This window comes from Acidiferrobacter thiooxydans (assembly GCF_003333315.1).
GTDB lineage: Bacteria > Pseudomonadota > Gammaproteobacteria > Acidiferrobacterales > Acidiferrobacteraceae > Acidiferrobacter > Acidiferrobacter thiooxydans.
Genome location: NZ_PSYR01000001.1, coordinates 463,537 through 483,971, shown reverse-complemented (window position 1 = coordinate 483,971; position 20,435 = coordinate 463,537). Strand labels below are relative to the sequence as shown.

The window sequence follows — 20,435 nt, the reverse complement described above, 5'->3', positions numbered from 1 at the left end:
AAGAGCCGCGTATTTTCCCTCACCTTGCCCCTGTTCGGCAATAGTCGGGGGCTAACGCCTTCCGGCATTATGGTTGATCCATGTCCGCCACGCCTCATACAGATCCAGGGAACGGGCCACAAGCGTCGACGACGGCGCGAGGCCATCGTAAGGCAACGGGCGCCCCTCGAGCGTCGTGGCGATCCCGCCTGCCTCCTGCAGGATCAGGCTGCCGGCCGCGTAATCCCATAATTTCTGGCCCCCATGCACGGACAGATGGGCGCGCCCGGCCGCGAGCCAGCACCACTCGAGGGCGCACGAACCCCAGTTACGTTGCGACCCGTACGGCGGGTCGATGCCCAGCCGCCCCGCGAGGCGGGGCTTCAGTCGCTTGAAGTCCACCAGCGCCACACATCGCCGTAAGGCCGGCGACCAGTCCAACGCGTGCAGGCGTTCGCCGTTCAACCAGGCGCCTTGGCCACGCAATGCCTTGAAACACTCCTTGCGCACCGGGTCATAAACCATACCTAGAGTCGGCGCGCCGTCTTGCAACAGGGCGAGCGATACCGCAAAAAATGGCAGGCGGTTCACGAAATTCGTGGTCCCGTCGAGCGGGTCGAGACACCATGCACCATGCGCCGACTGCAGCGCCGCGCGTTGTTCGGCCTCCGGCATCTCCTCGCCCACCAGGGCAAACTGCGGCCAGCGGATGCGCAGCTCCTCGGCAAGCCAGGCCTGGACCGCGGTATCGGCAGCGGTCACGAGGCTGCCATCTTCCTTCAGCCGCGACCGGCTCACGCCAAAAAGCGGCATGATCTCCCGATGCGCGACCTCTTGAACGAGACCCTCCAGGACCTCGAGCGCGGCATAGGTGCGAAGATCGAGGCCCTGGTCGACGCTCAAAGGTTCATGCCTCCTTCCATTTAATGGAGCAGCCGATGCTCGGGATCTGCTCACGCGGCCCGTGACCGGTACGTGCCACCTGGACCATGGCCTCGAAGAGCTCGCGACGCGCGCCGGCTACCGCCTCCTTGCGACTCGCATCGAGCCGACCCCGGTATTGAAGCGTAAGGTCGGCCCCATAACCGAAGAAATCCGGCGTGCACACCGCCCCGAAGCGGCGCGCCACCTCCTGCGTCTCGTCGTACAGGTAGGGGAACGGGAAGTGGTACTCCTCCGCGATACGCTGCATGTTGGCAAACGAATCCTCCGGATAATCCGTCGGATCGTTGGACATGATGGCGCAGCTTCCGATACCTTCCGCGCGCAAGGCCGCGGCGTCACGGATGAGACGATCCCGGATCGCCTTCACATAAGGACAATGATTGCAGATAAACATCACGAGCAGACCGCGTTCACCGCGTACATCGGCGAGACTGAGGATGCGGCCGTCGGTGGCCGGGAGGACGAAATCGGGGGCGGGCCGCCCGAAGTCGCACACCGGGGTTTCTGTACTGACCATAGCGCCTCGTCAAACTGGCATGCCGTGGGGGCTGCATTATGGCACACCTTGATCGACTGCTGTCTATACTCAACGGTAGGACATAAGTCGCAGGGTGGTCGTCCGGGGGGTCGGGTACGATGGACGGCGCGTGGCCGCGGCCATGATCCCGACACCGCTCGTCGCCCGCAAAATGGCGCAGGGGCCGATCTGTCGGTGGTGACCACCACCCCGCCGATCCCTAACATTGCGCTGTCCGCGGCCCCGGGCCTATCGGCCGCCCAATACGCACGGCTGCAGCACGCGCTCCTTGGGGCGCCGGCAAGCCTGTTTCAGGCGCTCGGCCTGCCGCGCTTCGTGATCGCGCATGCGCGCCAATACCGCGGGCAGGACCGTCTCCTGAAGATCTATTGGGGCTACTGATTGACGGCTTAGGCGATTACCGGGGCGACACTGAGCGGGGCCTCGGCCGCGACGGGATCATAGAAAAGCTCCTTCAGTCCGGCCAGATCCGGGATGCCGGCGCGCTTGCCGTCGATATCGAGCGACACCGCAAGATAGGGATGCACGGCGTCCTCATCGGTGAGCAGCACGGAGGGCGCCTCTATCGTCCGCGACTGGGGCTCGGCATTGGTCAGGATCGCGAAAAATTCCGTGGGCGCGCGGCCCGGGAGCGGATAAAAGACCGCGACCCGCGACTTGGGCCCGATGGTGGCGGGCGGCCCCCAGAAACGGCCCAGGTCACACACTGCAATGGGTCGTGAACGCCAGCTCATCACGCCCAGCACCCACGACGGACTCAAGGGGAGCGGCGTCAACCTCTCCACCACCCCAACCTCCGCGACCAGCGCGCTTGGCACCAACAGGTAACGGTCGCAAACGGGTAACAACAGGGCATGGACACGATCACTGGCCAAGGCCATGGTCACCCTCCAAGGCGCGCAGATAAGAAGCCACGGCGTCGGTCGCCAACACCAGAGTCAGGTCGTTCCGGCCCACCGCCGCCCCTGGGAAGAGATGCTGCCCGGGAACCGGTGCCGGCCCGAGCGGCGTGAACGGCGCGATACGCAAATCGCCGGCCGGCAAGAGATGCAGATCATCCACCAGGAGGCCGACCGGCCGCGCCGTGCCGACCCCAAGGAACACCGCCCGCGTCCAGCCGCTTTCAGGGAGCGGCGCCCAATCCGGCCCCAGGGCATAGGCAAGCCACGATACGCCTTGGACGGTACGCTGCGCCGCGGCCCGCCCGGTGCGCTCGACCTGCATATTCTCGCGCGGCTCAACAAGGATGTCCGGGAGGTTGGGCATGAGAAAGACCTGCCCGGCAAACCGCAACTGCAGGTAATGGCGCAGGTCGGTCATGAATGGCCCCGTCGCAACAATCCCTCGATCTCCTGGCGCAGATCCTCCTCCTGGTACGGCTTCCCAAGATAGACGTCGACGCCGAGCGCCATGGCATGTTCACGGTGCTTGCGACCCGAGCGCGACGTGATCATGACGATCGGGACATGGCGCAGACGCGTGTCGGCGCGCACCCGCGCTGTGAGCTCGTAGCCGTCCATACGCGGCATCTCGATATCCACGAGCATGACATCCGGGATACGATCGCGCAGCTGTTCCAGGGCCTCGATGCCATCCTTCGCGGTCGCGGCATCATAACCCTGCTTTTGCAGGAAGCGGGTCGTGACCTTGCGCACGGTCAGGGAATCATCGACGACCAGGACATACGGTCGTTCCACGGCCGGTGCCTCGGCGGCGATCGTGTTGACACGCAGGCCCTCGGCTTCGTTCCATAGTGCCGGGATGTCGAGAATCAGCAGTACGCGCCCATCTCCCATGATGGTCGCCCCGAAAAGCCCGCGGATCTCGCCTAGTTGCGGGCCGAGGGACTTGACCACAATCTCGCGCGTCCCAAACAGGCTATCCACCCCGACTGCGACCTCCCGCGTATCAAGCCGCAGCAGCAGCACCGGCAACTTGCGCGGCCAGACACCTCCGCGAGGGATACCGAGGCGCGCCCCGAGATCCATGAACGGGTAGTCGCGGCCCCCGTAGCGCAGATTCGGGTGGTCGCCGGCCAGCGCCTCCATGATCGCCCCGGCCGGCGCCTCCACGATATTGACGATCGCAGCAAGCGGGATCGCAAACATCTGATCGCCGCACCCCACCATCAGCGCCTGGGTGATCGACAGCGTGAGCGGCAACCGGATGACGAAGGTCGTTCCCCGGCCAGCCTGGGTGTCGACGCTGATCGCGCCTCCCAACTTCTTGACCTCGCTATGCACGACATCCATGCCGACGCCACGACCCGACAGATGGGTGATCCTAGCGGCGGTCGAGAAACCGGGCAGCAGGATGAACTGCATGACCTGCTCATCGCTGACCAGTGCCGCCGTCGGCACGAGCTTGCGCTCGATGGCCTTGGCGCGTATGCGCTCGACATTGAGCCCGGCGCCATCATCCGACACCCGGATCACGATCTCCCCGCTCTCCTGTACGGCCTGTATGGTAATAGTGCCCACTGGGCGCTTTCCGAGACGCTCCCGTTCCGCGGCGGGCTCCAACCCGTGGTCGATGGCATTGCGGATCATGTGTTCGAACGGGCCGATCATACGTTCCAACAGGTGGCGGTCGAGCTCGACATCGGCAGCGGCCAGGACAAGCTCGGCGCGTTTATTGAGCTCGCGCGCCGTCTGCCGGACGATCTGCCGTAACCTGTGGGCCTGGGTGGCGAATCGCACCATGCGCGTACGCATGAGCCCCTCTTGAAGCTCGGTATTCACACGCGCCTGCTGCTGAAGGACGGCCTCCGCCTGACTTGCCACGGCATCGAGCGTGCCGTGCACGGTGATCAAATCGTGCAGGTTCTCGGTCAGACCTCGCGACAGATGCTGGAGTCGCGAGTAGCGATCGAACTCCAGGGGATCGAAATCCGGGGCGACATTGCCCTCGTCGATGCGCGCGCGCGACACGATCTGGGACTCGGCCTGGATCTCGAGTTCACGGACCTGGTCCCGGAAACGCTTGACGTTGCCGTTTAGCTCCGCCAGATGCCCTTTCAAGCTGAAGATCTGCTGCTCCATGCGGGCCCGCGCGATACTGACCTCTCCGGCATAGGCTACCAACCGGTCGAGAAGCGCCGTATGCACGCGCACCTGACTGGCCGCCTCGGCCTTGAAGAGATCCTCGGCGGGGTCGTTTAGCGCCGGCGACGCCACGATGGTGGCGGCTGGCGCCGCTGCCGGTACGGGAACCGGAGGCGGCGCGACAAACCCCCCATCGGGCGGATTGTCCGCCGACAAGCTCGCCATCAAGGCCCGCGTGATGTTCTCGCCCAGGACATCGCGGCCCGACACGAAGGCGTTATAGAGCCCACCCAGATGTTCGGCAGCGGCATCCAACAAGGCAAACAGCCGCTCGTCGCGTGGCTGTTCGCCGTCCTCGACTCGGCGCAGGAGGTCTTCTGTTGCATGCGCCACATCGCCCATGCGCGCGGCCCCGCACATGCGTGCGCCGCCCTTCAAGGTGTGCAGGACCCGCTTTAGCGCATCGAGCAGGTCGTCGCGGTCCCGGTATTCCCGCCACTGGCCAAGGGCCGCCTCCAGGCTGTCCAGAAGATCGCGCGCCTCGTCGCGAAAAATGGCGCGCAGCTCGGGGTCGATCGCCTCGTACGGCGCATCCGCTCCGGGAAATACCACCGGGTCGGCGGACTGAAGGGCCTCGATCGGACTCCCCGAGCGTTCCCCGGGTAGGGCGCTTACCACCGCGCCCTCGGGTACGCCCTGTCCATCGGACTCCCCGGGTACAGCCTCGCGCACCCCCTCCTGCAACGCCAGATTCTTTTGCCACCAGGTGAGCCCGGGGTGCGGCAGCCCCTCCCGCGTGAGCGCGTCCAGACGTTCCGCAAGGGCCGCAAGCGGCGCGTCCGGATCGCCGTTGTCGCCCAGGGCGGCGAGCACGCCCTCGATGGCGACCGCTAGGCACCCCAAGAGGTCGGCAGCCTCGGTCCCGAGCGGTTTTTGATCGATCTCGCGGGCCTGAAGGCAACGCTCCAGACCGGCGCATGAGTCGGCCATAGCCAGGAGCGCCACGGAACGGGCGCTTCCCTGCATCGTATGCACGGCGCGCAATAGATCGGCTGACACCGGATGTTGAGGGCCATCGGCGAGCACGGCCGCCAACACGCGCAGGTGGTCGCGCGTCTCGGCGACGAAGATATCGCGCAGCAAGGGATCGGCAAAAAGCGGTGACGCGTGGGGCGGCGAGGCGGTGTGTGCGACGCCATCCAATCCCTCGTCGCCCGGGACCAGGATCTCGTCGCCGCAGGCCGCGCCCTCGCCGGACAGCACCACGACGCCATCGCCCTCGGCCAGCAGAGTGATGGGGCCCGCGGCCGTGTCCGGCACGGGCGTTGCCGGGGATGGCTCGCGCCCCGCCGCCAAGGCCTGGAGGGCATCGCGAACGACCGCCATCTCCGGGAGTCCTTGGCCCTGCTCCACGGCCGCCACCCAATCCCGTACCACCTCATGGGCGCGCGCCACCCAGGTGAGCGCGGCAGGGCTGACGGCCTGTTCGCGGGCGCGGATCTTGTTCAAGAGCGTCTCGGCATCATAGGAGAGCTCGGCAATCTCACCGGCCTCCACCATGCGTCCGCTACCCTTCAGGGTATGAAACGCGCGGCGCGCGACGGTCACGGCGTTTTCATCGGACAAGTCGGCACGCCACGCCGACAACGCCTCATCGAGCTGCGCTACTGCCTGATGCGCGTCCTCGAGAAATACCGGCAGGATCTCAGGATCTATGGCGAGCTGTGGGCCCGCCACCGCCGGCGCCTGAGGCGGCACGGCCTCACGGGCGGGCTCTTCGCGCACGATCTCGTTCAAGGGTCGCGCCAGGTCGGTAAGCTCCGCGGGACGCAAGGGACGGCCGCGCTCCAGTCCGTTGACATGCGCCTCGAGACCGGCGACCGCGGCGGCCAGGGCCTCGGCAAACGCCCCGCCGGGGGCCAAATGGCCCTGCGCCAGACGGTTCAGGGCCCCATGGAGGGCACGCGCCAGATCAGAGGCGGGCTCCTCCTCGAGCACCTGGAAGGCCGCCTCGACCTGCGCCGCCAGGGTCGGCACCTCCGCCAATCCCTCGCGATCCCGCGGAGAGGCGACAAATGCCAGGAAGGCCTCCTCGATACGCGCGAGATTGGCACGGATCTCGGTGGACACCGCCCCCACCAGCTGGCGCCTGTCCTGCGCCGACAGGGGCCCCTCGGAGACCTCCATGCCGCTCGTGTCCGGCAGCGATGCGAGATTCACCAACACCCGCGTCTGTTCGTCGATCCCCAGCCGCCAACCGGAGGCCCCATAAGGGATCTCGCGCGCCGCGCTCTCGATCTGCAAAAGCCCCTGGGCCAGGGCCATGGCCACGGCCCCGGACTTTTGGAGACGCCCGTCGGCCAGCGCCCGGCAGGCCTCAGCGATCGCCGCGGCCAGTCCACCCAGCGGTGCGACCTCGAGGGTCGCGAAGGTCTTGGCCATCTTGTCGAGCAGCAGCACCAGCTGGCCATTGGCATCGTCTGTCGTTTCGTGCGGATCGAAGCAGCGCGACAGCAACGACTGCGCCTGCGCGATCTCCTGACTCAGCGCGCTCGCAATCGACCGCAGCGCGGCCATGGAGACCTCGGTGGACTCATCAGGGGCCGGCCCCGCGAGACCGAAGGCCTCACGGACGGCCGTGATTACGGGATCGGACGATACACCCTCGCGCAGCACAAATAGCATGTCGCGCGTCAATCGCTCGCAGGCGCTACGGCTGCCGCCCCGATCCTGGCCGTCGGCAAAACGCTTGAGAAGTTGGTCGAGGCGCGAGATCAGTTTCTTGTCCTCGACGCGCGGATCGGGTGCATCGATCAAAAGCCGCAGAAATGCCTCGGCCACCCACAGACACTGGGCGAGGGGCGCGAACGCGACGTATGCGCGCCAGCCGCGCACGAGGTCCGGCAGGCTGCGCCGGCTTTCCTCATCGGCGACACCCTTCAGCCACTTCAACAGCGCCGCTTGAAACAGCGATCGCTGTTGACGAAAGGCCTCGACGAAGCCCGCGTCATCGGCGGCCGCCGCCCCTGGCGGCCGCGGCGTAAGATCCACCCGGAAGAAGGCCTGGGGGGGCAACGGCTCGGCGCCCCGGCCAGCACGCAACTCGTTGGCGAGCCCAAGCAGGGCAAGACCGTCGCCCAGACCGCGGGTTTGAACCCGGTCGAGGATATCCGGGAACAGCAACAGCGCACGTACCAGCGGCTCCAGGACCTCCTCGCGAGGTGGCTCGGTCGTGGCGAGCAGGGCCTGCACCGAGGCCTCGGCCTCGCCCACGAGGTCTGCCAGGGCATCGACCTCGACCATCTTCAGGGTGCCGCTCACCTGATGGAGGTAGCTCGCGCACAGCCTGAGCTTGGCCTCGTCGGAGCGGTGCTCCACGAAGGCCTCGAGCGCAAGCCGCGCCTGCTTTAGGGTCTCATCTATCTCGTCTTTGACCCATCCCAGCGTCCCGAGATCGATACTGCTTTCGGTGACCATCTTACCCCCGGCCGGCACGCCAGCCCTCAAGCCGGCAGCTTGAAGCCCGCAACCGATGCCTGCAGTTCGCCCACGAGATCGGAGAGTTTGGCAATCGATTCGGCGGTCTGTTGAGTCCCTGCCGATGTGGTCGCCGTCGCCTCCTGGATCTCGGTCATGCTGGTCGAGACGGTTGTCGCCGCCTCGGACTGCGCGCGCGCGTCCTTGGCGATACGCACGATAAGTCCCGACAGTTGCTCTGACACCGATTCGATCTGGCCGAGCGCCTGGCCCGCGGCATCCGCAAGGCGCGTACCCTCGACCACGCCGTTCGTGGCCTTCTCCATGGAACTTACAGCCTCGTTGGTATCGGCCTGAATGGTCTTCACGAGATCCGCGATCTGCTTGGTTGCCGCCCCCGAGCGCTCCGCAAGCCTTTGCACTTCATCTGCGACCACCGCGAAGCCGCGCCCCGCGTCTCCGGCCATGGCCGCCTGAATGGCGGCGTTCAGCGACAGGATATTGGTCTGTTCGGCAATGTCGTTGATGAGCTCCACGATTTCCCCGATCTGCTGCGAGCTCTCGCCGAGACGCTTGATGCGCTTGGCAGTTTCCTGGATCTGCTCGCGCATCTCATCCATGCCCTTGATCGTGTTCTGCACGGCCTCGGCGCCGCGTTTGGCGGTCAACACCGAACCCTGCGCCACCTCTGCGGATCGTCCCGCGCTCTGCGACATATCGTCCATGGACTTTGCCATCGTACGGATGCGCTCGGTGGTCGCCAGGATCTGCGCGGCCTGGCGCGTGGCGGCGTCATTCAGCTCCGCCGCAGTCCGGCGGCTGCGGTTCGAGGCGCTCGCCACCTCTTGCGCCGTGGTATTGATGCGGTACACGACGTTACGCATCTCCTTTACGGCGTAGTTGATGGAGTCGGCGATGGCGCCCGTGATCTGCTCCGTCACCTGCGGCTGGATGGTCAGGTCACCGTCGGCGAGGTCGCCCATCTCATCGAGCAGCTTCAGGATCGCGTCTTGCGTCTCGCGGTTCTGGTTGGCGCTCTGGCGCGCCCGCATCCGCTCGTCGCCGACAAGTTTGCGCCCGAGCAACAAAAGGAACACGAGCGATAACCCCGCCAGGGCGTAACCGGCGTACTTCTCGAACCGGCGCTTATGCGAAAGCGCCATATAGCCCGCAACGAGGGCGCGGCTTTGCGCGAGCAGCTTGTTGCTGCTATGGAAGATCTTGGCACCCGCGCGCTGCGCGACGAACAACGGAGCGGCATCGGCCAGAATGCCTTGCACGCTGTCGTCCATGGCCGAGAAGGTACGCACGGCGCGCTCGAACTTGGCGTGCGTGACCGCCGGAAGCTCCGGTCCCAATTGCGTCTGGGTCTGCTTGAAGAGCTTCGTATCCTCACCGAATTCCGCGGCCGCCACGGCCGCCGCGCTGCCGCCTTCGGCGAACAGATTCACCTCCATCGTGATACGCTGGCTCAGCATGCCTTGACGCGCCGCAAGATAGATCAGATGAGGCGGCATATGGGCCCGCATGCCGCGCGTCACGATCTCATCCCACAAGGCGAGCAACATGGGCGCGGTCTGGTTCACCGTCGCCACATAGTCGTGCATCATGAGCGACGGCTCTTCCTCTTTTATGATCTGATCGACATGATGGCGCACGCCGAGCCAGGTGGTATTGAGCGCCATGAGCGCCGGCCGAACTATCATCGGGCTGGGCGGTATGCCGAGGCTTACGTTACCGTCCTTCAGACTGTCGATGATGTTCTGGTAGTCGAGACGCGCGCGCTTGAGGTCACTAAACGCGCTTTCCTCGCCGAGCATCGTCGCCGCCGCATCCTTCGCGATACGCTGCGACAACATGAGCAACTGGTCGGACTGCTCGATATACTTCGAGTCGCGATTGGCCTGCTGGGCCTCCGAACCGAACAAAATCGCGACCCCGACGAGCGACATGACCATCAACAGAAGCAGCACTGAGATGCCGGTCATGCTGCGGCCGACGCGTGATCCCTTCTTGCCGCGCTCGGCCTTGGCGCGTTTTTTGGGTGCCGGCTGCACCTCGACGAACCGTTCGCCTTGCCCGCTGCCCAAGGACGCCAGCTCTTCGGTCGGCTGATCCAAAACGACCCCCTTCTTTTTGGATAGTCTCGCCACCATAATCGATGTTCCTCGTTAACGTTCTTATATGCGCCCGATTGCTTGTCGTGCCGGCCTTAGGCCGCCACGTGCTTGAAAGTGAGGCTTTCCGTAAGCGAACGCAGATCAAAGACGCCCCATAACGTATCGTCCTGGGCATATGCGGTCTGCACATGCATAAGAACGGCGTTATCGAGCCCCGCGATGTCGCGCCGATCCCGCTCGGCATCGAAATGCTTTAATCCCAAGACCTCGTTGACCACGAGTGCCGTACTAAAATCGCCCACATGCATTACGAGCAGGCGCGCCTTGTCGTCCATGGGTACCGGCGCCTTGCCGAAGTATTCCGCCAGATCGATGATGGTCAGGAGCGAGCCGCGCACGTTGGCAACGCCCTTCACCCACCGCTTCGTACCCGGGACACGCGTGACCTCCGGCCGCACCAGCACCTCGGCGATCTGGTCGAGCGACACGAGCAGCGATAGGCCCGCCAGCCGGAATCCGAGGCCGCTCCACAAGGGTGCGGCCTGTGTCTGTTCCGGCAGACCCGGGGCCTGCGCCCGCGCCTCGGCCTGCATCCGCAGGAGGAGCGCGAACGCGCTATCCTGGGCGATATCGCTCACAGCGCCCGGATCTTGTCGAGCAGCACGCTTTCCACTACCGGCTTCACGATGTAATCCTTTGCGCCCTGGCGCAGGCCCCAGGCCTTGTCGGTCTCCTGCCCCTTGGTCGTGCAAATAATGATCGGGATGCCGGCGGTGGCCGGGCTCTTCGATATCGTCCGCGTGGCCTCGAACCCGCTCATGCCGGGCATCACCACGTCCATGAGGATCAAGTCCGGACGCATGGTCTTTAGCTTCTCCAGGCTTTCCTCGCCGCTTCTCGCCGTCGAGATCGTAAACCCGTTACGCCCAAGCATCTCCTGCAGGAGGTGCAGTTCGGTTGGCGAATCGTCCACCACCAAAATACTCTTAATCGCCATTCTTGCTTCTCTCCTCTCTATCTAAGGTGCCCAATCGCAGGACGTTGCGACCACGGACGGTTAGTGCACATGCCGGGCAATGACCTCCACCAGCTCTTCCTGGGTGAAGGGTTTGTTCACATGCTCCTCGGATCCGGCGATACGTCCGCGCGCCTTGTCGAACAAGCCGTCCTTACTGGAAAGCATGATGACCGGTATATGCTTGAAGTCTTTATTGTTTTTTATCAAAAGACAGGTCTGATAGCCGTCTAGCCGGGGCATCATGATGTCCACGAAGATGATGTCCGGCCGACGGTCGGTAATGACCGACATGGCCTCGAACCCGTCCCCCGCCGTGTAGACGTCGTAGCCCGCCTTCTTTAAAAGGGCCTCCGCCGTTCGTCGTATCGTATTGCTGTCATCGATTATCATAACCTTGATACTCACGGGAATCCTCGCCGCTACGTTTCGGACGGCCATTTTGGGCCGCTCCTGCGTGTCTTTCCGCACCCTCCTGATTTACTAGCATACGCTGGTCACGAAATCCATTTAACGGGTGGATAAAAATTTCTAGGCCGCCGGCCGCCCGGGACGCGGCCGGCATCGTGCGGCCGGCCCCCGGTCCCAGGAAAGTCCCGCCCGCGCCTTTCCTTTCGTTGACGCATGGTGTCACTATTCGCCTTCTTTCCCGTTGCGAGGTTCGCTCATGAGCTGTGAGCCCATACATCAGCCCGTCCCCCACCTCACAACCGCCCTGACCGGCCCTTTATTGGCCCTTGAGGAGCGGTTTTTGGAACGCGAAACGCGGATCGAGCAGTGGTTTCATGAGAGATGGCTGACAACGCCAGTCCCCTTCTACACATCGGTCGACTTGCGCAATGCCGGCTTCAAGCTCGCCCCGGTGGATACTAACCTGTTCCCGGCCGGATTCAACAACCTCAATCCGGCCTTCCACCCGCTGTGCGTGCAGGCCTTGCAGGCGGCCGTCGAACGCCTGTGTCCGCGCGCGGCGCGCGTCTTGCTGATACCGGAGAACCATACCCGCAATACCTTCTATTGGGAAAACATCGGCGCGCTCGTCATGCTCCTGGAGCGCGCCGGCTACGAGGTTCGCGTCGGATCGCTGCTGGCGGACAACACGGTGCCACCGCGCGTGACCCTGGCGAACGGGCGCGCGATCCACGTGGCGCCGGTCACGCGTCATGGGGACCGCGTCGGTGTCCCGGACTTCAACCCCTGTCTTGTACTTTTAAACAACGACCTGTCCTCGGGCCCGCCGGCGATCCTGCAAGGCCTCGCCCAGCCGGTCATGCCGCCGCTGTCGCTTGGCTGGTGGAATCGCCTCAAATCCGACCATTTTACTCAATACCGGGAGCTCGCCATCGAGTTTGGGGCCCTAAACGACATAGACCCCTGGCTCATAGACCCGATCTTCCGCCGTTGCGGGCGCATCGATTTTCAAAAACGCGAGGGCGAAGACTGTCTCGCTCACAACGTCGAGGAGGTGTTGCGCCTGGTCGGTGAGAAGTACCAGGACTACGGCATCACCCAGGAACCCTTCGTAATCGTCAAGGCCGATGCCGGGACCTACGGCATGGGCATCATGACCGTGCGTCACGCCGACGAGGTGCGCCAGCTCAATCGCCGGCAACGCAATAAAATGGCGGTGATCAAGGAGGGCCAGACAGTCCAGGAGGTGATGGTACAAGAAGGCGTCTACACGTTCGAGACCATCGGGCCCGAGCAGGCCGTGGCCGAACCGGTGGTCTATATGGTGGACCGTTTCGTAGTGGGCGGCTTTTATCGCCTCCACGAGGCGCGCGGCATCGATGAAAACCTGAACGCGCCCGGCATGCAGTTCCAGTCGCTGGCCTTTGCCGAATGCTGCACGAACCCCGACGGGACATTGGCCCCGGACTCGGGGCCCAACCGCTTTTACGCCTATGGCGTGGTCGCGCGCCTCGCGCTGCTGGCCGCCGCGCGCGAACTCCAGGAGGCGCCGGGGGACACAAAATGACGCGACACCTAGTGGTGGTGATGGATCCGGTCGATCACATCAAGGCCTACAAGGATACGACCGTGGGACTGCTGCGCGAGGCCAGCCGGCGCGGCTACCGCATGGACTTCCTCGAGGCGCGCGACCTCGCGCTGGCCGCCAATCGTCCGGTGGCGCGGGTGCGCAGCCTGGTGGTGCGCAATTCGGACAAGGACTGGTGTGAACTCGGCGAGACGCGCGAACTCGCGCTGGCGGACGCCGACGTCATATTGATGCGCAAGGACCCGCCTTTTAACATGGACTACATCTATGCGACCTATCTGCTCGAGCACGCGCAGGCCGCCGGGGCGCTGGTGGTCAATGATCCGGCGAGCCTACGTGATGCCAACGAGAAATTGTTCGCCACCTGGTTTCCCGAGTGCATGCCCCCCACGCTCGTGACCAGTCGCAAGGATGCCTTGCACGCCTTCCTGCAAGAACACGGGGACATCGTTGTCAAACCGCTGGACGGCATGGGCGGCAGCTCGGTGTTCCGCGTGGCGACAGGCGACGCGAATGTCAACGTCATCTTCGAGACCATGACCGGCAACGAGCAGCGCCTTACCATGGCGCAACGCTTCCTGCCGGCCATTGCCGACGGCGATAAGCGCATCCTCATGATCGACGGGGAACCGGTTCCGTTTGCCCTGGCGCGCGTGCCCGCGCCTGGCGAGACGCGCGGTAATCTCGCCGCCGGAGGCACCGGGGTCGGCCAGCCGCTTAGCCCCTCGGACCGGCGCATCTGTGAGCGCGTGGGCCCAGCGTTGCGCGCGCGAGGCCTCCTGTTCGTAGGGCTCGACGTTATAGGGGAATCCCTGACCGAAATCAACGTCACAAGCCCCACCGGCCTGCGCGAACTCGACCGGCTCTTTCACCTGAACATCGCCAGCGACCTTTTTGATGTCCTGGAGCGCAAAATGACCAAGACCGCCGGCAGGCCATGACACCGGTCCGCATGAAACCCGCCGACCGCCTCGGCATCGCGCTCTTTCTTGCCGGGCTTTTGCACCTCGTGTTGATCCTGGGCGTGCGCTTCGACATGCCTCACGGATCACGGGGGCATGCCCTCGATGTGACGCTCGTCCAGGCGGCAAGTGCTAGCAAGCCGCGCCATGCGCGACGGCTCGCGCAGGTCGACATGCGCGGCGGAGGCGGCGTACACAAGAAGCGCGCGGCCCACACGCCGTTCATCGCCGCCGCCCGCGATGGCGGCACGCCGCAACCGCAGCGGCGACAGCGCGCGCGCCAGTCGCCGGTCGATCACCTCCGGCTGCTGCATACCCGCCAGGGTCCATTGCGCCTCACCTTTGCCAAGCCCGTCTGGCAATTGCACGCCGCGATCGCCGAGCAACTCGGCATCGCCCGCCAATTGGCCGGCGAGGAGGCGCGCCTCAAGGCCGAAATCCGCCGTGACTGGCGTGTCGCGCGGGCTACGGGCCGTGGCCGTGGCGGCGTCTCCACGCGCCGCTTTGCCTATGCGGCCTATATCATGCGATGGGTTCGGCGCATGGAGCGTATCGGGAGCCGGCAGTATCGGCGCATGTTCGCCGGGCATGACCTGACCGGGGCGCTCGTGCTTGAGGTCAAGATTCTCAAAAATGGCGGCCTGCAAAGCGTGAAGATCCTGCGCCGCTCATCCCATCCGGCGCTCGACCACGCGGCCATCGCCATGGTGCGCAGCGCCGCCCCGTTCGCGCCCCTTCCGGCCGTGCGCGGGCCCGGGCTTCGAATCCTGCCGATCATTGAGACATGGCGATTTCAGGGGGGGCATATGACTGGGACCGCACCCTCGACAAACGCCACCCCGTAAACCCGGACTTCCCTTGAAAGACCCGCAGGCATGCCGGATACTAGGGTGACCTTTAAAACTGCGCGTCCCGGCGAGAGGACATCGGCGAAAGGGCAGGCCGCCAACCATCCTGTTCGGGTAAGCGGCGCTCAAGGGGCGTCGGCGGCGCGAGGCCACACATCCACCACTTCGCTGTGAGGGCCCCATGAATATGACCACACCGCTCGCCAATCAATTTCTCATCGCCATGCCGGGGCTTGGCGATCCCAACTTCTTTCGCACCGTGACCCTGGTCTGCGAACATAGCGCGGAAGGGGCCATGGGCATCATCATCAACCGCCCCGTCGACTTGACCCTGGGCGATGTCTTTCAGCAGCTCGACATCGCCAACCCCGATCCGCGCGTGGCCGGACAGCCGGTATATCTGGGCGGCCCCATCCAGAACAACCGCGGCTTCGTCCTCCATGAACCTCTGGGGGCCTACGAATCGACCTTGGCGGTGAGCGATACGCTGGGCGTATCGACCTCGCGCGATGTCCTGACAGCGATCGCCCATCACGAGGGTCCGGCGCACTTTCTGCTGGCATTGGGCTATGCCGGATGGGGCCCCGGGCAACTGGAGCAAGAGATCGCCGATAACGCGTGGCTGAGCGTACCGGCAAGCTCCGAGATCCTCTTTCAGACACCCTCCGAGACGCGTTGGTCGGCCGCCGCCCACCTGCTCGGCGTCGACATGGCGCAACTGTGCGGGGACGCAGGCCACGCGTGAACACGCAGACCTATCTGGGGTTTGATTACGGGACAAAGAGCATAGGGGTTGCCGTCGGACGCCTGGCGAGCGCTCGTGCCGAGGGCGCCGGATGCGTCGCCGGATTAAAGAGCGGACCGGACTGGGATGCCATCTCCCGGCTCGTGCAACTTTGGCAACCGCAGGGATTGGTCGTCGGCCTGCCACGCAATATGGATGGCACCGATAACGCCATGACAGCCTTGAGTCTGCGTTTCGGGAGGCGCTTGGACGGCCGCTATCATCTCCCGGTATACTGGGTCGACGAACGGCTGACCACGGTTGCGGTGCGCGAGCATGTCAGAGATACCGGGGCACGCAAGACCCGGCGCAAGGCCATGCTCGATACCCTGGCGGCGGTGGCGATCCTTCAGGCGTTCTTTGATGAGCCGCAGCAGCGCACGCGCTGGCAGGAACAAGGCAAAGCAGGATAAAGGGGATGGGGCATCCGTGATCGACGTGGAACTGGCGCTCTCACGCGTAATCGACGGCGCACGGGCCTTCAGCGAACGCAAACCGCTCCTGATCGGCATCCACACCGGCGGGGTATGGGTCGCCGAGCGCGTCCATGAGGGCCTGGGCCTCGATGAGCCGCTCGGGACCCTCGATATCTCGTTTTATCGTGACGACTTCAGCCGGGTCGGCATACACCCCCAGGTCAAGACCTCGCACCTCCCGGTTCCGCTTGATGGACGCCACATCATCCTGATCGATGACGTGCTGCATACCGGGCGCACCATAAGGGCGGCCATGAACGAGATATTCGACTTCGCGCGTCCGGCGTCCATTGCGCTCGCGGTCCTGATCGTGCGCGATGGGCGCGAGCTCCCGGTGCAGCCCGACATCGCCGGGGCGACGATATCCCTGAGACCGTGGCAACACATCAAACTGACAGGACCCGATCCCCTGGGGATCCGCATCATGGAGAAGCGCGAATGATGTCGGCACAGCCTGGCAGTGCCCACCGCGCCCGACACTTCCTCACCACCGAGGACCTGAGCGGCGACGCCATCGGCGAGATCCTGGACACGGCCGAATCATTCATCAGCGTCGGCGAACGCGAGATCAAGAAGGTGCCGCTGTTGCGCGGTAAGACCATCGTCAACCTGTTTTTCGAGGCCAGCACGCGCACGCGCACCACCTTCGAGATCGCCGGCAAACGCCTGTCCGCCGACATCATCAATATCAATACCAGCGTATCCGCCACGCAAAAGGGCGAGAGCCTGCTTGATACCGTGCGCAATCTCGAGGCCATGCACACCGACCTGTTCGTGATCCGCCACCCGCTGAGCGGGGCCGCCGACCTCATTGCCCGTTCGGTGCCCCATCATGTGCATGTCGTCAACGCCGGCGACGGACGCCACGCCCACCCTACCCAAGGCCTGCTCGACATGTTCACCATCCGCCGCTACAAGGGGGACTTCCGGCGGCTGACCGTGGCCATCGTGGGCGATGTCCTGCACTCGCGGGTGGCACGCTCGCAGATCCACGCGCTGACGGCGCTCGGCACCAAGGAGGTGCGCGTCGTGGGTCCGCGTTCGCTGTTGCCGGCCGCGGTCGGGACCTTGGGAGTCCGCGCCCACACCGACATGGCGACAGGTCTGTCGGGCGCGGACGTGATCATCATGCTGCGACTCCAATTCGAGCGCATGAGCGGGGCCTTGATCCCGAGTGCCCGCGAATATTTCGACCTCTATGGCCTGACTCGCGAGCGCCTGGCGCTTGCCGACAAGGACGCCATCGTCATGCATCCCGGACCCATGAACCGCGGCCTGGAAATTGCCTCGGACGTGGCCGACGGCCCGCAATCCGTGATCCTGCCGCAGGTCACCAATGGGATCGCGGTACGCATGGCCATCCTGGCGCGTCTTGCCGGGGCCTCCGCCGGAGAGGGTCGCGCCTCATGAATATCGCCATAATCGGCGGTCGCATACTCGATCCTGCGCACGACGTCGATGCCACCACCTCGCTGTTTGTGCAAGACGGCGTGATCGCAGGCCTTGGGGAGGCGCCTTCGGGGTTCCTGCCCGAACGCACGATAGACGCCCGAGGGCTCGTGGTGTGCCCGGGCCTCGTCGATCTGCGCGCCCGGCTGCGCGAGCCCGGGCTCGAACACAAGGGGACGGTGCAGACCGAGACGCACGCGGCGTTGGCCGGCGGCATCACGCAACTCTGCTGTCCGCCGGACACCGACCCGGTCATCGACACCGCGGTCGCCGCACAATGGCTGGTCGACCGGGCCCGATCCTGCGCAGGTGCGCGGGTACGGCCGATCGGTGCCTTGACGCGGGCACTGAACGGGACGCATCTCGCGGACATGCATGCCTTGCGTCAGGCCGGCTGCGTGGGGGTCGGCAACGCCCTCGTGCCCATCAAGGACAGCGCCGTCTTGCGTCACGCCCTGGAGTACGCTGCCGGTATCGGGTTACTCGTGTTCCTGACGCCTGAAGACCCGTGGCTGTCGGCGCCAGGTGTCATGCACGAGGGTCGGATAGCGACCCGTCTGGGGCTTGCGGGGATCCCGGAGAGCGCCGAGACCATCGAGATCGCGCGCGCCCTTATGCTCATCGAGGAAGTCGGGGTACGCGCGCACTTTTGCGGGATCTCGTCTGCGCGCGGCGCGGCCTTGATTGCCGAAGGCAAGAGACGGGGACTTGCGATCACCGCCGATACGCCCATCCATCAGCTGTATATGACGGAAGACGATGTCGGCATCTTCGACACCAACTATCGCCTCCGTCCACCGGCACGCACCATGGCCGACCGCGAGGCGCTGCGCGCGGCGCTGGCAGCGGGCGCAATCGATGCGTTGTGCTCCGATCATCAGCCGCATGAAGCTGATGCCAAGGAACGGCCCTTCAGTGATGCCGAACCCGGGATCGCGGGGCTCGAGACGCTGCTGCCACTCACCCTGCGTCTCGTGGAATTAAACATCCTGACCCTCAAGGACGCCCTGGCGGCGGTGACCCATCGTCCGGCGGCGCTTCTGGGAATCCCGGGTGGGACGCTGGGCGTCGGCGAGTGCGCCGACATTTGCCTCTACGACCCCGAGGCCGTCTGGACGCCGACCCCCTCCTCGGTTCGCACCCGGGGAGGCAATAGTCCGTTCTACGGGACCTCCCTGCGCGGTCAGGTCATAGCCACCATCCACGAAGGACGCATCGTCTACGAGCGGCCCGCGCCCCGATAGCGGCGCACGGCCCGACCTTCAGGGCAATGCTCGCCGTGACTGCTCCCCGGCCTCACAGGCCATGGGCCATGGGCCATGCGGCCCACAATGTACGGCCTGCAGAGGCCGGAGCTTCCCACTTCCTAGGCAGCTACCATCCCGATAGGAGATGGGTTTACGCCGCCTCCATGGGCATAGGCCATACGGCCTACAATGGAGACCGACAGTCCTGCGGCCTTTAACTGCAAAATGCCCTGATGGCGGATATTGATCGCGGCGTTCACGTCGCGGTCGTGGGTGGTGCCGCAGGCGGCACAGGTCCACGTCCGGTCTTTCAGCGTCAGCGTCGTGTTTCTCGCTCCGCAATGAGAGCAGGTCTTGCTGGAGGGGAAGAAGCGATCGACGCGGATGAGATACCCGCCCCGGGCCTTCAGCTTGGCCTCGAGCTTGGTGACAAGCCCCGACCAGCCGACATCGGCAATGGCGCGGGCAAGCCGCCGGTTTTTCATCATCCCCTTCACGTTCAAGGTCTCGGCGCAGACCGCTTGGTTTTCGTCAGCCAGGCGCCGGGAGACTTGGTGTTGCCAATCCGTGCGCGCATCGCGTACTCGTTCATGGGCCCGGGCGAGCTGCTGGCGCGCTTGGGCCACATTGCTGCCGAAATAGTCCCGCAGATCGGCCACGGGACGACCCGCCGCCGCACACCGGGTCTTGGCGGCCTCGATCTTACGGGAGAGCGACTGCTGTTTGCGTCGGAGGTTCTTCAGGGACCGGCGCAGGAAGCGGGGGTTGGGGGTCTTGGCGCCATGGCTTGTGATGACGGCGTCACTGAGCCCAAGATCGATGCCGGTGACCCGCGTGACAGGCCGCACCGGCTCCGGCCGGGTCTTTCCGTCCTCGGTCAGCACCGCGGCGTAATACTTTCCGGTCGCAGACCGTGAGACCGTGACGGTCTTGATGGCGCCTGTGATCTCCCGGTGGACCACGGCCTTCACCCAGCCGACCTTGGGGAGAAAGACCTTATCGCCCTCGACCTTCACCCGCTGGGGATAGGCGTAAGACTGACGTGGCGCATGCTTTTTCTTGAACTTGGGAAAGCCGGCGCGATGGGCAAAGAAGTTCGTATAGGCCCGATCGAGATGACGAAGAGTCATCTGCAGGGCCTGGGAGTCGGCCTCTTTGAGCCAGGGAGTGTCTCTGGCCTTCCACACCGGCAGCATGGTGATGAGGGTATGGATCGAAAGAGACTCGCGCCGCTCCCTCCACGCCACCTTCTTCACATCCAGGGCCTTGTTCCAGACGAAGCGCACACACCCCAATTGCCGCGCGATGAGGTCTTGCTGCGCGACATTAGGATAGAGGCGGATTTTTGTGGCGTGGAACATGACGGGAATTATAGCCGATACACGACAGATGCGCCTTATATCCCCGCCCTGATGGGCCATAGGCCATCCGGCCTACAATGTACGGCCCACAATGATGGCGGGGTTTTACGGCGCTGCAGGATAATCGGGGCCCCGGGGTAGTCGTATGGCCGGTCGCACACAGGAGGCCATGTGCTCGTGCCGCGCGGCTG

19 protein-coding genes are annotated in these 20,435 nt (G+C 64.8%); 9 read left to right on the top strand and 10 right to left on the bottom strand.

Features of this window, described 5'->3' with window-relative positions; translation table 11 throughout:
- Nucleotides 1-51: 51 nt before the first annotated feature.
- Nucleotides 52-882 (bottom strand): inositol monophosphatase family protein, encoded by an 831-nt coding sequence (locus C4900_RS02425; RefSeq protein WP_065971678.1) that lies wholly within the window; start codon nucleotides 880-882, stop codon nucleotides 52-54.
- A 4-nt stretch (nucleotides 883-886) separates the two neighbouring features.
- On the bottom strand, nucleotides 887-1,441 hold the full coding sequence (locus tag C4900_RS02420; protein ID WP_065971677.1) for a thioredoxin family protein: 555 nt from the start codon (nucleotides 1,439-1,441) through the stop codon (nucleotides 887-889).
- Between the two features lie 195 nt (nucleotides 1,442-1,636).
- On the opposite strand from C4900_RS02420, the gene C4900_RS02415 reads away from it, so the two are divergent.
- Nucleotides 1,637-1,843 carry a substrate-binding domain-containing protein gene (locus C4900_RS02415; RefSeq protein WP_114282261.1) on the top strand — a complete coding sequence of 69 codons (207 nt, stop codon included), beginning with the start codon at nucleotides 1,637-1,639 and terminating at the stop codon, nucleotides 1,841-1,843.
- An 8-nt stretch (nucleotides 1,844-1,851) separates the two neighbouring features.
- On the opposite strand, the gene C4900_RS02410 is transcribed toward C4900_RS02415, so the two are convergent.
- From C4900_RS02410 to C4900_RS02380, 7 genes are read right to left on the bottom strand one after another with little or no spacing between them, the layout of a single operon-like run.
- Nucleotides 1,852-2,343 carry a chemotaxis protein CheW gene (locus C4900_RS02410; RefSeq protein WP_065971675.1) on the bottom strand — a complete coding sequence of 164 codons (492 nt, stop codon included), beginning with the start codon at nucleotides 2,341-2,343 and terminating at the stop codon, nucleotides 1,852-1,854.
- Nucleotides 2,327-2,782: a hypothetical protein gene (locus C4900_RS02405; RefSeq protein ID WP_065971674.1), complete on the bottom strand. Its 456-nt coding sequence runs from the start codon at nucleotides 2,780-2,782 to the stop codon at nucleotides 2,327-2,329. Before C4900_RS02405 ends, C4900_RS02410 begins: the two co-directional genes overlap by 17 nt.
- A complete protein-coding gene (locus tag C4900_RS02400; protein WP_114282260.1) occupies nucleotides 2,779-7,983 on the bottom strand; it encodes an Hpt domain-containing protein in 5,205 nt (1,734 codons plus the stop codon). Before C4900_RS02400 ends, C4900_RS02405 begins: the two co-directional genes overlap by 4 nt.
- Nucleotides 7,984-8,009: 26 nt before the next feature.
- Nucleotides 8,010-10,139 carry a methyl-accepting chemotaxis protein gene (locus C4900_RS02395; RefSeq protein ID WP_114282259.1) on the bottom strand — a complete coding sequence of 710 codons (2,130 nt, stop codon included), beginning with the start codon at nucleotides 10,137-10,139 and terminating at the stop codon, nucleotides 8,010-8,012.
- Nucleotides 10,140-10,195: 56 nt separating this feature from the next.
- Nucleotides 10,196-10,741: a chemotaxis protein CheW gene (locus C4900_RS02390; protein ID WP_065971672.1), complete on the bottom strand. Its 546-nt coding sequence runs from the start codon at nucleotides 10,739-10,741 to the stop codon at nucleotides 10,196-10,198.
- Nucleotides 10,738-11,100 (bottom strand): response regulator, encoded by a 363-nt coding sequence (locus C4900_RS02385; protein WP_065971671.1) that lies wholly within the window; start codon nucleotides 11,098-11,100, stop codon nucleotides 10,738-10,740. Before C4900_RS02385 ends, C4900_RS02390 begins: the two co-directional genes overlap by 4 nt.
- A gap of 60 nt (nucleotides 11,101-11,160) precedes the next feature.
- Entirely contained in the window at nucleotides 11,161-11,559 is a 399-nt protein-coding gene (locus tag C4900_RS02380; RefSeq protein ID WP_065971716.1) for a response regulator, read from the bottom strand.
- Nucleotides 11,560-11,785: 226 nt separating this feature from the next.
- Here C4900_RS02380 and gshA point away from each other — a divergent pair, with 226 nt between their 5' ends.
- The 8 genes from gshA to C4900_RS02340 all read left to right on the top strand — a co-directional run bounded on the left by gshA (nucleotide 11,786) and on the right by C4900_RS02340 (nucleotide 18,880).
- Nucleotides 11,786-13,096, top strand: a complete 1,311-nt coding sequence (gene gshA, locus C4900_RS02375; protein ID WP_114282258.1) for a glutamate--cysteine ligase — start codon at nucleotides 11,786-11,788, stop codon at nucleotides 13,094-13,096.
- Nucleotides 13,093-14,058 carry a glutathione synthase gene (gene gshB / locus C4900_RS02370; RefSeq protein WP_114282257.1) on the top strand — a complete coding sequence of 322 codons (966 nt, stop codon included), beginning with the start codon at nucleotides 13,093-13,095 and terminating at the stop codon, nucleotides 14,056-14,058. The genes gshA and gshB overlap by 4 nt, the downstream gene beginning before the upstream one ends.
- Nucleotides 14,059-14,069: 11 nt before the next feature.
- The gene (locus C4900_RS02365; RefSeq protein ID WP_065971668.1) at nucleotides 14,070-14,924 is read left to right on the top strand and encodes an energy transducer TonB family protein; all 855 of its coding nucleotides are present in this window, start codon (nucleotides 14,070-14,072) and stop codon (nucleotides 14,922-14,924) included.
- 184 nt (nucleotides 14,925-15,108) lie between these two features.
- Complete coding sequence (locus tag C4900_RS02360) at nucleotides 15,109-15,672, top strand: YqgE/AlgH family protein (protein ID WP_065971667.1); 564 nt, start codon at nucleotides 15,109-15,111, stop codon at nucleotides 15,670-15,672.
- Nucleotides 15,669-16,124: a Holliday junction resolvase RuvX gene (ruvX, locus tag C4900_RS02355; RefSeq protein WP_065971666.1), complete on the top strand. Its 456-nt coding sequence runs from the start codon at nucleotides 15,669-15,671 to the stop codon at nucleotides 16,122-16,124. Before C4900_RS02360 ends, ruvX begins: the two co-directional genes overlap by 4 nt.
- Before the next feature lie 16 nt (nucleotides 16,125-16,140).
- A complete protein-coding gene (gene pyrR / locus C4900_RS02350; RefSeq protein ID WP_065971665.1) occupies nucleotides 16,141-16,629 on the top strand; it encodes a bifunctional pyr operon transcriptional regulator/uracil phosphoribosyltransferase PyrR in 489 nt (162 codons plus the stop codon).
- Entirely contained in the window at nucleotides 16,563-17,597 is a 1,035-nt protein-coding gene (locus tag C4900_RS02345) for an aspartate carbamoyltransferase catalytic subunit (RefSeq protein WP_411675211.1), read from the top strand. The genes pyrR and C4900_RS02345 overlap by 67 nt, the downstream gene beginning before the upstream one ends.
- Nucleotides 17,594-18,880, top strand: coding sequence for a dihydroorotase (locus C4900_RS02340; protein ID WP_114282254.1), 1,287 nt, complete (start codon nucleotides 17,594-17,596; stop codon nucleotides 18,878-18,880). The genes C4900_RS02345 and C4900_RS02340 overlap by 4 nt, the downstream gene beginning before the upstream one ends.
- 122 nt (nucleotides 18,881-19,002) lie before the next feature.
- Here the strand turns inward: C4900_RS02340 and C4900_RS02335 are convergent, their stop codons facing one another.
- A complete protein-coding gene (locus C4900_RS02335; protein WP_170132386.1) occupies nucleotides 19,003-20,244 on the bottom strand; it encodes an RNA-guided endonuclease TnpB family protein in 1,242 nt (413 codons plus the stop codon).
- Between the last annotated feature and the right edge of the window lie 191 nt (nucleotides 20,245-20,435).